Here is a 12,466-nt window from a genome sequence, read left to right as displayed (position 1 = left end):
GGGGACCCCCATCGCCCTGCGGAACGCCTGCCACAGCAGCGCGGCCGGGTCAGTCGTCGTCGCCGCGTTCCTTCTCCGCCAGGCGGATCACGCAGACCGCTACCGCCAGGAGCAGGGACGCGTCGGCGTCGTCCCGGGTGATGTGGAGGCCGTAGGTGTCGCGGACCCGGAACCAGCGGCGGGAGATGTCGGCCAGGAGTTCGCCGTCGTACTCGATGGCGAACTCGCGGTCCAGGATCTTGCCGCTCACGTCGAGTTCGGTGCCGTCGACCAGATGCACCCGGTAGTGGTTGCGCAGCAGCGAGAGGCGTTTGCGCTTGACCGTGGCCAGTGCGTCGCCGTCCCGCTCGATCACCATCGTGTCGCGCAGCGCCAGCATCTTGGCGCGGATGTCGATGAGGACCCGGCCCTGCATGTCCTTCAGCTCGAAGGTCTCGCGCAGGCGCATCGCCTTGCCGTCGACGAGGAAGACCTTCTGACCCTGGTCGTCCTCGATCCAGTAGTCGTCGCCGATGCCGAGCAGCCGGTCGCGTACAAGAAGTCTCATGGGGTCATGACTACCCCGTGACGGCCCGGCAGCCATGGAAGGCGGCTGCCGGGCCCGGTCACGCGTGGGGCGGGTACCGCCCGTCAGTAGCGGTGCCCGTGGTGGTGTTCGTCGTCCGTCTCGACCACGGTCGCACCCGGCGGCACGACCGTCTTGCGGCGTGCGTTGGTGAACGCGGCGACACCGATCACACCCACGGCCATCATGATCAGGCCGGTGACGGTGAGATTGATGCCTTCCATCTCCCAGTCGGTGGCGAACGTGAGGATGGCGCCCGCGGCGATCAGAATGATGCATCCGCCCAGGCCCATGTGGACCGCCTCCCTAAGTCGTGTGTGCAGCCGGGTACCCAGGCGCACCGCGATCACACGGAGAGGCGGAAACCAGCGCTCGGCCAACGGAGTTCAGCTGAGCTCACCCTTCGAGGAACGCCACCAGCGCGTTGGCCAGCAGGTGCGGATCGTCCGCCCCGCACAGCTCGCGCACGCTGTGCATCGAGAGGATCGCGACGCCGATGTCGACGGTCTTGATGCCGTGCCGGGCCGCGGTGATCGGCCCGATCGTCGTGCCGCAGGGCATCGCGTTGTTCGAGACGAAGCTCTGGAAGGGCACGCCGGCCTTCTCGCAGGCGGCGGCGAACACGGCACGTCCCGCGCCGTCCGTGGCGTACCGGTTGTTGACGTTGACCTTGAGGATCGGGCCGCCGTTGGCGCGCGGGTGGTGCGTGGGGTCGTGCCGCTCCGCGTAGTTGGGGTGCACGGCGTGGCCCGTGTCGGAGGAGAGGCAGATGGTGCCTGCGAAGGCGCGGGCCCTGTCCTCGTACGTGCCGCCGCGGGCGAACACGGACCGCTCGAGGACGCTGCCGAGCAGCGGGCCGTCGGCGCCCGTGTCGGACTGCGAGCCGTTCTCCTCATGGTCGAAGGCGGCGAGTACGGGGATGTACGGGAGGGATCCCGCGTCGTCCGCGGTGGCGACGGCGGCGAGCGCGGCCGTACAGGCGTGCACGGAGAGCAGGTTGTCCATGCGGGGGCCCGCGATGAGGTCGCGGTCGCGGCCGAGGTAGGAGGGCGCCTCGATGGGGTGCGTCATCAGGTCCCAGCCGGTGACGTCGCCGGAGGCGAGCCCGGCCTCCTCCTCCAGGAACTGGATCAGGTCGCCCTCGCGCACGTCGTCGCCGAGGCCCCAGATGGGCTGCATGTGCTTCTGCTTGTCGAGCTTGAGGCCGTCGGCGACGACTCCGCGGTCCATGTGGATCGCAAGCTGGGGGACGCGCAGCAGCGCCCGGTCGATGTTCACGAGCCGCGTCGAGCCGTCCCGCAGCGAGAGCCTGCCCGCGAGGCCGAGGTCGCGGTCGAGCCAGGAGTTGAGCAGCGGCCCGCCGTAGATCTCGACCGCCACCTGCCGCCAGCCGTGCGCGCCCGCGTCGGGCTTCGGCTTGACGCGGAGGTTCGGGGAGTCGGTGTGGGCACCGACGACGCGGTACGGGGTGTGCGCGGCCGCCCCTTCGGGGACGAACCAGGCGACGATCGCGCCGCCGCGCTGCACATACTTCCCGCCGGTCGACCCGTCCCAGGCGTCGGTCTCCTCGACCTGCCGGAAACCGGCCTTCTCCAGCCGTTCCGCGGCGCTCGCCACTGCGTGGTACGGCGAGGGGCTTGCCGCCAGGAAGGTCAGTAGATCGTCGGAGTGGCCGCGGTCGAAGCGGGCAGGTGTGCTCATGCTTCCAGCCTAGCTAGCGGTCCCCCGGGGCGAGGGCGGCCTTTTCTGGGAGGTTCTGTACGTGACGTGCCCGCGACCGGGGGTCCAGGAACGACAGTGGCCCGCCCCCCGAACCGGGAGCGGGCCACCCTGGAGTGCTGTGGAGGCTAGAACGCCGCCTCGTCCAGTTCCATGAGGTCCAGGTCGACGCCCTCGGCGAGCTTCCGCTCGGCCGCGACGCCCGGCAGGACGTTCGCGGCGAAGAACTTGGCCGCGGCGATCTTGCCCTCGTAGAAGGCCTTGTCCTTGGCGGAGGCCGTCTCCAGCTTCTCGGCTGCCACCGCCGCACCCCGAAGCAGCAGGTAGCCGACGACGACGTCGCCCGAGACCATCAGGAGGCGGGTCGTGTTGAGGCCCACCTTGTAGATGGACTTGACGTCCGACTCCGTGGCCGCGAGGTCCGTCAGCATGACGCCGACGATGGCCTCCAGCTCGACCGCGGCCTTGGCCAGCTCCTCGCGGGCCCCGGCCAGGCTCTCGCCGCCCGTGCCCACCGCGAGGAACTTCTTGATCTCCTCGGCAAGGCCGTTCAGCGCGGCGCCCTGGTTGCGGACGATCTTCCGGAAGAAGTAGTCCTGGCCCTGGATCGCCGTCGTGCCCTCGTAGAGGGTGTCGATCTTCGCGTCACGGATGTACTGCTCGATCGGGTACTCCTGGAGGTACCCCGAGCCGCCGAACGTCTGGAGCGACTGCGCCAGCTGCTCGTAGGACTTCTCCGAGCCGTAGCCCTTGACGATCGGCAGGAGGAGGTCGTTCAGGGCGATCAGCGCCGACGCGTCCTCGCCCGCCGCCTCCTTGATCTGGATGTCGTCCTGGACGGCCGCGGTGTGCAGGACCAGGGCGCGCATGCCCTCCGCGTACGCCTTCTGCGTCATCAGCGAGCGGCGTACGTCCGGGTGGTGCGTGATGGTGACCTTCGGCGCCGTCTTGTCCATGAACTGGGCGAGGTCCGGGCCCTGCACGCGCTCCTTGGCGTACTCCAGGGCGTTCAGGTAACCCGTCGAGAGCGTCGCGATGGCCTTCGTGCCGACCATCATGCGGGCGAACTCGATGATCATGAACATCTGGCGGATGCCGTCGTGCTTGTCGCCGATCAGCCAGCCCTTGGCGGGGTGCTGGTCGCCGAACGTCATCTCGCACGTGTTGGACGCCTTGAGGCCCATCTTGTGCTCGACGTTCGTGGCGTACACGCCGTTGCGCTCGCCCAGCTCGCCGGTCTCCCAGTCGAACTCGTACTTCGGGACGAGGAAGAGCGAGAGGCCCTTCGTGCCGGGGCCGTGGCCCTCGGGACGGGCGAGGACGTAGTGGAGGATGTTCTCCGACATGTCGTGCTCACCGGACGTGATGAAGCGCTTCACGCCCTCGATGTGCCACGAGCCGTCCTCCTGCTTGACGGCCTTCGTGCGGCCGGCGCCCACGTCCGAACCGGCGTCCGGCTCGGTCAGGACCATCGTCGAGCCCCACTGCTTCTCGACGGCGATCGCGGCGATCTTCTTCTGCGCCTCGTTGCCCTCGTCGTGCAGGATGCCCGCGAACGCCGGACCGGAGGAGTACATCCACACGGCCGGGTTGGCGCCGAGCAGCAGTTCCGCGTACGCCCAGATCAGGGAGCGCGGCGACGTGGTGCCACCGATCTCCTCGGGCAGGCCCAGGCGCCAGTACTCGGAGTCCATGAAGGCCTGGTAGCTCTTCTTGAAGGACGCGGGTACGGGAGCGGTGTTGGTCGCCGGGTCGAAGACCGGCGGGTTGCGGTCGGCGTCCTCGAAGGACTCCGCCAGCTCGTTCTCGGCGAGGCGGCGCAGCTCGTCGAGGATGCTCTTGGCGGTGTCGACGTCCATCTCCGCGAACGGGCCGGTGCCGTACAGCTTGTCGCGTCCGAGCACCTCGAAGAGGTTGAACTCGATGTCGCGGAGATTCGACTTGTAGTGCCCCATGGCGACGGCTCCGTAAGCAGAAAAGGGATCAACGGGATCAGTACCAGCAAGTAGCTACGATGATGCTACCCGCCGGTAATAAGAAGCAACCCCTAATAGGTCATCTGTGACTCAGTACTCGTGCGGGCACTCGCGCGGGCTCAGTACTCTTGCGGACATGTACGGCTACGACCAGAGCCCTGGCGCCCAACAGCAGTACGCCCCGCCCGGGGCGCAGCAGCCGCCGCAGCAGATGCCGGGCGCGGCGGGCGGGTATGCCCAGCAGCCTCCGCTCTACCCCGAGCCGTCGCCCCCGTCGCTCGCGGACGCGGTGCGCGCCTTCACCACGGGCTCCATGTCCGCCGAGGACTTCCAGCAGGCCTTCGCCACGTCGAAGGTCTACTGCCCGCGCGGCGACAACCCCGGCTTCCTCGCTCTGCACAACACCCAGCAGCCCGTGATCCCGATGTTCACGTCGCTCAAGGAGCTGCGCCGTTACGCGGGCAAGGAGTCCAAGTGCTTCGTGATCACCGGGGCGGAGGTCATCGACCTGCTCCCCACCGGGTACGGCTTCGTCCTCGACATGGAGGGCGAGCACCGCATGGTCTTCGACGCCAAGGCCGTCGAGCAGATGGTCGACTTCGCCATGCGCCGGATGTACGGCTAGCGCCACCGCGGGTCACAGGGTCACGACGCCCGGAGGGAATTCCCTCCGGGCGTCTCGCGTTCCCGGTGGCAAGAAGTTCTACGTTCAACTAAAGTGGACGTACGAAGAAGGAGGCACGACATGCCCGCTGTGACCGTGGAGAACCCGCTGACCCTGCCCCGCGTGGCCGCGTCCGGCGACGCCGTGGCCCGCCCCGTGCTCGCCGTCACGACCGCGCCAAGCGGTTTCGAGGGCGAGGGCTTCCCGGTGCGCCGGGCGTTCGCGGGGATCAACTACAAGTACCTCGACCCGTTCATCATGATGGACCAGATGGGAGAGGTGGAGTACGGAGCAGGGGAGCCCAAGGGCACGCCCTGGCACCCGCACCGCGGCTTCGAGACCGTCACGTACCTGATCGACGGGACCTTCGTGCACCAGGACTCGAACGGTGGCGGCGGCACCATCCAGAACGGCGACACCCAGTGGATGACCGCAGGCAGCGGCCTCCTGCACATCGAGGCGCCCCCGGAGTCCCTCGTCCAGTCCGGCGGCCTCTTCCACGGCCTCCAGCTGTGGGTGAACCTGCCCGCCAAGGACAAGATGATGGACCCCCGCTACCAGGACATCCGTGGCGGCCAGGTGCAGCTCCTGACCACCCCCGACGGCGGCGCGCTCCTGCGCGTCATCGCAGGTGAGCTCGACGGACACGACGGCCCCGGCATCACGCACACGCCGATCACGATGATCCACGCGACCGTGCGCCCCGGTGCCGAGGTCACGCTGCCCTGGCGCGAGGACTTCAACGGCCTCGCGTACGTCCTCGCCGGGCGCGGCACGGTCGGTGCCGAGCGCCGCCCGGTGCACATGGGCCAGACGGCGGTCTTCGGCGCCGGCGGCTCGCTGACCGTCCGCGCGGACGAGAAGCAGGACGGGCACACCCCCGACCTGGAGGTCGTACTGCTCGGCGGGCAGCCGATCCGTGAGCCGATGGCGCACTACGGACCGTTCGTGATGAACAGTCAGGCCGAGCTGCAGCAGGCGTTCGAGGACTTCCAGAAGGGCCTGCTCGGCACGGTCCCGGCCGTGCACGGCATGTAGACGCACATAACGTGCGGGGTCGGACGGCCCGTGCTCGGGTAGGAGGGTGAGCACCCTTCTGCCCGAGCCCGTACGCCGTACCGCCGCCTGGTGCGCCGTCCTCCTGCTCGTCGCCGGCGTGGCCGCCGTGGCCATCTGGCTGTTCGTCACCTTCAAGACGGCCGTCACGCCGGTGCTGCTCGCCCTGCTCGGCACGGCGCTCCTTGGGCCCGTCTACCGCTGGCTCCTGAAGATGAAGGTGCAGCGGTCGCTGGCCGCCGGGCTCACCTGCGCGGTCGTCGTCGCGGTCGTCGGCGGCGCCGTCTACATCGTGGCCAAGGCCCTGATCGACACCGGCGACCAGATCGTCGCCTCCCTGAAGCAGGCCGCCACCGACCTCACCGAGCACTTCGGCGCCGCGGGGACCTCCCTGGACGACATGGCGTCCAACGCCAAGGAACTGCTGGGCAAGTTCGGCGGATCCGCCGCGTCCGGAGTGATCAGCGGGCTCAGCGTCGTCGGCGAGATGATCGCCATGGCCGTCCTCGCGCTCCTTCTTGTCTTCTTCTTCCTGCGCGACTCCGACCGGGCCATGGGCTCCATGCGCTCCCTCGCCCCGCGCGGCACCGCGGACACCGTCGAGGCGATGGGCCGACGCGCCTTCGAGGCCGTCGAGGGCTTCATGCGCGGCACGACGTTCATCGCGCTGATCGACGCCATCTGCATCACCGTCGGGCTCCTGATCCTGCGGGTGCCGGGGGCGTGGGGCCTCGGCGCGCTCGTGTTCATCGGCGCCTACATCCCGTATCTGGGTGCGTTCATCTCCGGCGCCGTCGCCGTCCTCGTCGCGCTCGCCGACCGCGGCTTCGTCATCGCGCTGTGGGCACTGGGTGTCGTACTCGCCGTGCAGGTTCTTGAGGGGCACGTCCTTCAGCCGGTGATCCAGTCGCGGACCGTGCAGATGCATCCGGCGGTCGTGATGCTGGCGATTACCGCAGGCGCGTCCGTGGCGGGGATTCTCGGCATGCTGCTCGCCGTGCCGGTGACGGCGGCGGCCTTCGGGGTGATCTCGGAGCTGAGGGGGCGCTACTCGGGCCCTGATACGGGCTCGGGTGCGGAATCGCCTGAGCCCGCGGCGCCCTCGTAGAGCTCGAACCAGATGCTCTTGCCCTCGCCCCTGGGGTCCACCCCCCACTCGTCGGCGAGCAGCTCCATCAGGACCAACCCCCGCCCGGACGAAGCCAGTTCACCGGGGTGGCGCTTGTGCGGCAGGTCGTCGCTGCCGTCCGAGACCTCGGCCCGCATGCGGCGCGAGCCGGGCTCCCCGATGACCTCGGCGACCAGCAGGGCGTCGCCGTCCGTGTGCACGAGTACGTTCGTGATCATCTCGGAGACCATCAGGACCGCCGAGTCGATCTGGTCGGGGTCGGCCCAGTCGTGCAGCAGCTCCCGCACATGGCGCCGCGCCCCCGCGATCCGCTCCGGCTCGGCCTGTGCGACCGTCAGGACGGTGCGGCGGGCGGGCGTGCGGTGGGCGGGGTGTCCTGCCCTGCGGAGCAGCAGGACCGCTATGTCGTCCTCGCGGCGGTCCACGAGCGGGCCCGTGTTCTGGTGCGACGACGGCCCGTGGACGGCCTGCACGAGGGTGTCGGCGAGCTCCTCCAGGCCGTCGTCGCCGTCTCCCCCGTACTCCTCCAGGATCTTGCGGATCCGCTTCCAGCCGCTGTCCAGGTCGTGGCCGCCGGTCTCGATGAGGCCGTCCGTGCAGACCAGCATCGTCTCGCCGGCCTCCAGGACGAGGCGGGTCGTGGGGTAGTCCGCGTCCGGGTCGATGCCGAGCGGCAGGCCGCCCGCCGTGGGGCGCAGCAGGACCGTTCCGTCGCTCATCCGTATCGCCGGCTCCGGGTGGCCCGCGCGGGCGATCTCCAGGACGCCGGTGGCCGGGTCGGCCTCCACGTAGAGGCAGGTGGCGAAGCGGGGGTCGGCGGGATCGCCCCCGGCATCGCCGTCCGAGCCGATCGTGATGCCGTCCGTGATGCCCGACAGGAAGCGGGTCGCCCGGGAGAGCACGGCGTCCGGGCGGTGGCCCTCGGAAGCGTAGGCGCGCAGGGCGATCCGCAGCTGGCCCATGAGCCCGGCCGCGCGCACGTCATGCCCCTGTACGTCGCCGATGACGAAGGCGATGCGGCCGTTGGGCAGCGGGATCATGTCGTACCAGTCGCCGCCCACCTGGAGTCCGCCGCCGGTCGGCACATACCGTGCGGCCACGCTCATCCCCGGGATGCGCGGCCCGAGCAGCGGCAGCATCGAGCGCTGAAGACCCTCCGTCAGCTCCCGCTCCGACTCGGCGACCCCGGCCCGCGACAGGGCCTGGGCCAGCATCCGGGCCACCGTCGTCAGGACGGAGCGCTCGTCCGGAGTGAACGAGACCGGGTAGGCGAAGGCGGCGAGCCACGCGCCCATCGTGCGGCCCGCGACGGTCAGCGGCAGGAACGCCCAGGACTGCCGCTCGAAGGGGCGGGCAAGGGGCCAGGTGGCGGGGTAGCGGCGGTGGTACTCCTCGGGTGAGGAGAGATAGACCGCGCGGCCCGTGCGGACCACCTCGGCGGCCGGGTAGTCCGTGTCCAGGGGCATCGCCGAGAACGGCAGGTCGTCCCCCGGCTGGTGTCCGTGGTGCCCGATGACCTTGAGCCGGTCGCCCTCGACCCCGAAGACACCGAGCCCGTCCGGCGAGAACCCCGGCATGGAGAGCCCGCCCGCGACCCGGAGCACCTCCTCCGTCGACCGTGCCTCGGCGAGCGCACGCCCGGCGTCGAGCAGGAAGGCCTCGCGGGAGCGCCGCCAGTCGCCGGTGACCGGGCTGCGGGCGGCGGCGCCCGGCGGGGGCTCGGTGACCTCCTGCAGGGTGCCGATGAGCTCGTACGAGTGCGTGGCCTCGTCCACGATCGGCTTCGAGCGGCTGCGCACGATGCGCAGCACGCGGCGGCCCTGCTCATCCATGATCCGCAGCCTGGCCTCGGCGAGGGTGCCCTCGGCGACGGCGAGCTGGACGATGCCGTCGATCTCGTTCCAGTCGACGGGGTGGAAGCGGGAGCGGACGGCCGCCTCGGTGAGGGTCTGGGGGCGTGCGGGAAGTCCGAGGAGCCGGGCCGCCTCGGCGTCGAGCGTGACGGTGCCGGACGTGTTGTCCCATCGCCACAGGCCGGTGGCGATGGCGGCCAGGACGTCCCGTACGGGAGGCAGGGGTTCGTCCCCCGCCTGCTGCAGGGGATCGTCGGAGCGCATTGACCCACTTTAGGAAGATCGATGGACAAGTCGCCACCGCCGGGGGTGGCCGGGAGCGCTCCGGGAGTGATCCGCGAAGTAATCCGGAAAGCGATCTCCGCCCGGACGGTAGCCTTGGGGACTGTCTGCTCTCTCCCCTATTCGCGAAGACTGGATGAACGAAGATGCATCGGTACAGGTCCCACACCTGCGGCGAGCTCCGCGCCTCTGACGTCGGCTCCGACGTCCGGCTGAGCGGCTGGCTGCACAATCGCCGAGACCTGGGTGGCATCCTCTTCATCGATCTGCGCGACCACTACGGCATCACGCAGCTGGTGGCCCGCCCCGGCACGGCCGCCGCCGAGACGCTCGACAAGCTCTCCAAGGAGACGGTCGTCCGGATCGACGGCAAGGTCGTCTCGCGCGGCGCGGAGAACGTGAACCCCGAGCTGCCCACCGGCGAGGTCGAGATCGAGGCCGCCGAGGTCGAGGTGCTCGGCGCCGCCCAGCAGATCCCCTTCACGATCAACGCGGACGACGGCGTGAACGAAGAGCGTCGGCTGGAGTACCGCTTCCTGGACCTGCGCCGCGAGCGCATGCACCGCAACATCATGCTGCGCTCGTCCGTGATCGCGTCGATCCGCTCGAAGATGGTGGCCCTCGGCTTCAACGAGATGGCGACGCCGATCCTCGCCGCGACGTCCCCCGAGGGCGCCCGCGACTTCGTCGTCCCGTCCCGCCTGAACCCGGGCAAGTTCTACGCGCTGCCGCAGGCCCCGCAGCAGTTCAAGCAGCTGCTCATGATCTCGGGCTTCGACCGCTACTTCCAGATCGCGCCGTGCTTCCGCGACGAGGACGCGCGCGCGGACCGCTCGCCGGGCGAGTTCTACCAGCTCGACGTCGAGATGAGCTTCGTGGAGCAGGAAGACGTCTTCCAGCCCATCGAGAAGCTCATGACGGAGATCTTCACGGAGTACGGGGGTGGCCGCGAGGTGACCTCCCCCTTCCCGCGCATCCCGTTCCGCGAGTCCATGCTGAAGTACGGCAACGACAAGCCGGACCTGCGCGCGAAGCTCGAGCTGACCGACATCACGGACATCTTCGCGGACTCCGAGTTCAAGGCGTTCGCGGGCAAGCACGTGCGCGCACTGCCGGTGCCGGACACGGCGTCGCAGTCCCGCAAGTTCTTCGACGGCCTCGGTGACTACGCGGTCGAGCAGGGCGCGAAGGGCCTTGCCTGGGTGCGCGTGGCCGAGGACGGCTCGCTGACGGGCCCGATCGCGAAGTTCCTGACGGAGGCGAACGTGGAGGAGCTCACGAAGCGCCTCTCCCTGGCCCCCGGCCACGCGGTCTTCTTCGGCGCGGGTGAGTTCGACGAGGTCTCGAAGATCATGAGCGCGGTGCGCGTCGAGGCGGCCAAGCGTGCGGGCCACTTCGAAGAGGGCGTCTTCCGCTTCTGCTGGATCGTCGACTTCCCGATGTACGAGAAGGACGAGGACACCGGCAAGATCGACTTCTCCCACAACCCCTTCTCGATGCCCCAGGGCGGCATGAAGGACCTGGAGGAGAAGGACCCCCTCGACATCCTGGCCTGGCAGTACGACATCGTCTGCAACGGCATCGAGCTGTCATCCGGCGCCATCCGTAACCACGAGCCCGAGGTCATGCTGAAGGCCTTCGCGATCGCGGGCTACGAAGCGGAGACGGTGGAGCGGGAGTTCGCGGGCATGCTCCGCGCCTTCCGCCTCGGCGCCCCGCCGCACGGCGGAATCGCCCCCGGCGTCGACCGCATCGTCATGCTCCTCGCGGACGAGCCGAACATCCGCGAGACGATCGCGTTCCCGCTGAACGGCAACGCGCAGGACCTGATGATGGGCGCGCCCTCCGAGCTGGAGGAGTCGCGTCTGCGCGAGCTGAACATCTCGCTGCGCAAGCCGGTCGCCTCCGGCAAGGGTGAGACGGACAAGTAGCGCCGACGGCAGTCGAGTCGAAGGGCCCGGAACGAAACCGTTCCGGGCCCTTCGCCGTGCGTACCTCGTGAGCGGTCGGGCTCACTTCGAGTCGGTCGGGACCAGCCACGGTGCCTCGGGGAGCGGGGAGCCCGTCTCCAGGAGGGACTTCAGGTTGGAGAGGACGGCCGGCCGGCCCGCCCCGACGTCCTCCCTTTCCTTCTCGCTCGCCAGGTTCTCGTGGGTCACCGTGAGGCGGACGATTTCGCCGTACGGCTCGATGTCGAAGGTGACCTGGGAGGGCTCGGCGGAGCCGGGGGCTTCGTTCGGGTCCGCCCACGTCGTCACCAGGTGGGTGGGCGGCGTGCTCTCGACCACCTCGCCCACCACGTCCGCGATGCCCGAGCCGTCCGTGCGGCGGTGTTCCCAGGACGAGCCCTGCTGCCAGTCGGAGACGTTGGCGTGGCCCCAGTACGCCGCCGTCAGATCGGCGTCGGTGAGGGCGTGCCAGGCCTTCGCCGGGGTGCTCTCGATGTACGTGACGTAGACGTACGTCGGCTTCGTGGTCATGGCAGCCTCCGCCTGTTGTTTCAGTGCGCTGAGCGTTCGCAGCCGTGGGTGCTCGAACTGGTCGATCCATCGCTCCTGGAACTCGTGCGGCGGCACGGGATTCAGGTGGTGGAGCTTTTCGTGCCCTCGCCGCACCGAGCAGCTGGTCGAAGCAGGGGAGCCGGGCCTACATCCCCGTGGCCCCGTCGATCCGCTCCCTCAGGAGATCCGCGTGCCCGTTGTGGCGGGCGTACTCCGCGATCATGTCGATCAGGATCCTGCGCAGCGAGATCGGCTCACCTGTCGCCTTGCGCGTGCCTGTCACGTCCAGGGATTCCGCCGCCGCCACGATCTGCCGGGACCGCTCGCACTCCGCGTGCCACACCGTGAAGGCTTCCCTCGCGTCGCCGGCCAGGTCGTCGAAGTCCTGCTCCGGGTCCTCGTCGGAGTAGTACAGCAACGGCACGTCCTCACCCGTCAGTTGGATCCGGAACCACCAGCGCTCCACGCCCGCCAGGTGCCGCACGATGCCGTGCAGCGACAACCCGGACGGAGGCGCGGCACGCTCCGAGAGCTGCTCCTGCGTCAGCCCCGCGCACTTGAGCTCGAAGGTCGCCCGGTGCCAGTCCAGAGTGCTGGTCAACGCCTCCCGCTCGCCGCCGGTATTCGGCGGAACCTCCCGGGTGTCGTCGCGCCAACGGGGCGAGTATTGAAGGGGCTTTGCGGGGGTCGCAGCACTGCCGGTGTCAGTCATGCGCGCGAT

10 protein-coding genes and 1 pseudogene are annotated in these 12,466 nt (G+C 69.5%); 4 read left to right on the top strand and 7 right to left on the bottom strand.

What is annotated here, in order from left to right:
* Positions 1–49 precede the first annotated feature (49 nt).
* The 4 genes from AC5P1C_RS04150 to AC5P1C_RS04135 form a co-directional block, all read right to left on the bottom strand.
* The gene (locus AC5P1C_RS04150; RefSeq protein ID WP_493864274.1) at positions 50–547 is read right to left on the bottom strand and encodes an LURP-one-related/scramblase family protein; all 498 of its coding nucleotides are present in this window, start codon (positions 545–547) and stop codon (positions 50–52) included.
* 83 nt (positions 548–630) lie between these two features.
* Positions 631–858: a DUF6458 family protein gene (locus tag AC5P1C_RS04145; RefSeq protein ID WP_493864273.1), complete on the bottom strand. Its 228-nt coding sequence runs from the start codon at positions 856–858 to the stop codon at positions 631–633.
* Positions 859–961: 103 nt separating this feature from the next.
* Entirely contained in the window at positions 962–2,266 is a 1,305-nt protein-coding gene (locus tag AC5P1C_RS04140; RefSeq protein ID WP_493864272.1) for a M18 family aminopeptidase, read from the bottom strand.
* Between the two features lie 146 nt (positions 2,267–2,412).
* The gene (locus AC5P1C_RS04135) at positions 2,413–4,239 is read right to left on the bottom strand and encodes an acyl-CoA dehydrogenase (protein ID WP_493864271.1); all 1,827 of its coding nucleotides are present in this window, start codon (positions 4,237–4,239) and stop codon (positions 2,413–2,415) included.
* A 157-nt stretch (positions 4,240–4,396) separates the two neighbouring features.
* On the opposite strand from AC5P1C_RS04135, the gene AC5P1C_RS04130 reads away from it, so the two are divergent.
* From AC5P1C_RS04130 to AC5P1C_RS04120, 3 genes are all read left to right on the top strand, one after another.
* Positions 4,397–4,885, top strand: coding sequence for an SseB family protein (locus AC5P1C_RS04130; RefSeq protein WP_493864270.1), 489 nt, complete (start codon positions 4,397–4,399; stop codon positions 4,883–4,885).
* Between the two features lie 120 nt (positions 4,886–5,005).
* Entirely contained in the window at positions 5,006–5,962 is a 957-nt protein-coding gene (locus AC5P1C_RS04125) for a pirin family protein (RefSeq protein WP_493864269.1), read from the top strand.
* Positions 5,963–6,008: 46 nt separating this feature from the next.
* Positions 6,009–7,088: an AI-2E family transporter gene (locus AC5P1C_RS04120; protein WP_493864268.1), complete on the top strand. Its 1,080-nt coding sequence runs from the start codon at positions 6,009–6,011 to the stop codon at positions 7,086–7,088.
* Here AC5P1C_RS04120 and AC5P1C_RS04115 read toward each other — a convergent pair.
* The gene (locus tag AC5P1C_RS04115) at positions 7,028–9,226 is read right to left on the bottom strand and encodes a SpoIIE family protein phosphatase (protein ID WP_493864267.1); all 2,199 of its coding nucleotides are present in this window, start codon (positions 9,224–9,226) and stop codon (positions 7,028–7,030) included. The genes AC5P1C_RS04120 and AC5P1C_RS04115 overlap by 61 nt on opposite strands.
* A 164-nt stretch (positions 9,227–9,390) precedes the next feature.
* Between AC5P1C_RS04115 and aspS the strand changes: the two genes are divergently transcribed.
* Positions 9,391–11,175 (top strand): aspartate--tRNA ligase, encoded by a 1,785-nt coding sequence (aspS, locus tag AC5P1C_RS04110; RefSeq protein WP_493864266.1) that lies wholly within the window; start codon positions 9,391–9,393, stop codon positions 11,173–11,175.
* 81 nt (positions 11,176–11,256) lie between these two features.
* Here the strand turns inward: aspS and AC5P1C_RS04105 are convergent.
* Positions 11,257–11,862 (bottom strand): annotated as a pseudogene (locus AC5P1C_RS04105) (SRPBCC family protein); the annotation flags it as partial.
* Between the two features lie 28 nt (positions 11,863–11,890).
* Positions 11,891–12,457 carry a DinB family protein gene (locus tag AC5P1C_RS04100; protein ID WP_493864265.1) on the bottom strand — a complete coding sequence of 189 codons (567 nt, stop codon included), beginning with the start codon at positions 12,455–12,457 and terminating at the stop codon, positions 11,891–11,893.
* Positions 12,458–12,466 lie beyond the last annotated feature (9 nt).

The organism is Streptomyces sp. A18, assembly GCF_059026065.1.
This window is presented reverse-complemented; position numbering and strand designations above follow the sequence as displayed.

What these genes read in the sequence shown, in the direction of transcription:
- aspS (WP_493864266.1), top strand. Translation starts at nt 9,391, where the DNA reads ATGCATCGGTACAGGTCCCACACCTGCGGCGAGCTCCGCGCCTCTGAC.
- AC5P1C_RS04100 (WP_493864265.1), bottom strand. Translation starts at nt 12,457, where the DNA reads ATGACTGACACCGGCAGTGCTGCGACCCCCGCAAAGCCCCTTCAATAC.
- AC5P1C_RS04115 (WP_493864267.1), bottom strand. Translation starts at nt 9,226, where the DNA reads ATGCGCTCCGACGATCCCCTGCAGCAGGCGGGGGACGAACCCCTGCCT.
- AC5P1C_RS04150 (WP_493864274.1), bottom strand. Translation starts at nt 547, where the DNA reads ATGAGACTTCTTGTACGCGACCGGCTGCTCGGCATCGGCGACGACTAC.
- AC5P1C_RS04125 (WP_493864269.1), top strand. Translation starts at nt 5,006, where the DNA reads ATGCCCGCTGTGACCGTGGAGAACCCGCTGACCCTGCCCCGCGTGGCC.
- AC5P1C_RS04135 (WP_493864271.1), bottom strand. Translation starts at nt 4,239, where the DNA reads ATGGGGCACTACAAGTCGAATCTCCGCGACATCGAGTTCAACCTCTTC.
- AC5P1C_RS04145 (WP_493864273.1), bottom strand. Translation starts at nt 858, where the DNA reads ATGGGCCTGGGCGGATGCATCATTCTGATCGCCGCGGGCGCCATCCTC.
- AC5P1C_RS04140 (WP_493864272.1), bottom strand. Translation starts at nt 2,266, where the DNA reads ATGAGCACACCTGCCCGCTTCGACCGCGGCCACTCCGACGATCTACTG.
- AC5P1C_RS04130 (WP_493864270.1), top strand. Translation starts at nt 4,397, where the DNA reads ATGTACGGCTACGACCAGAGCCCTGGCGCCCAACAGCAGTACGCCCCG.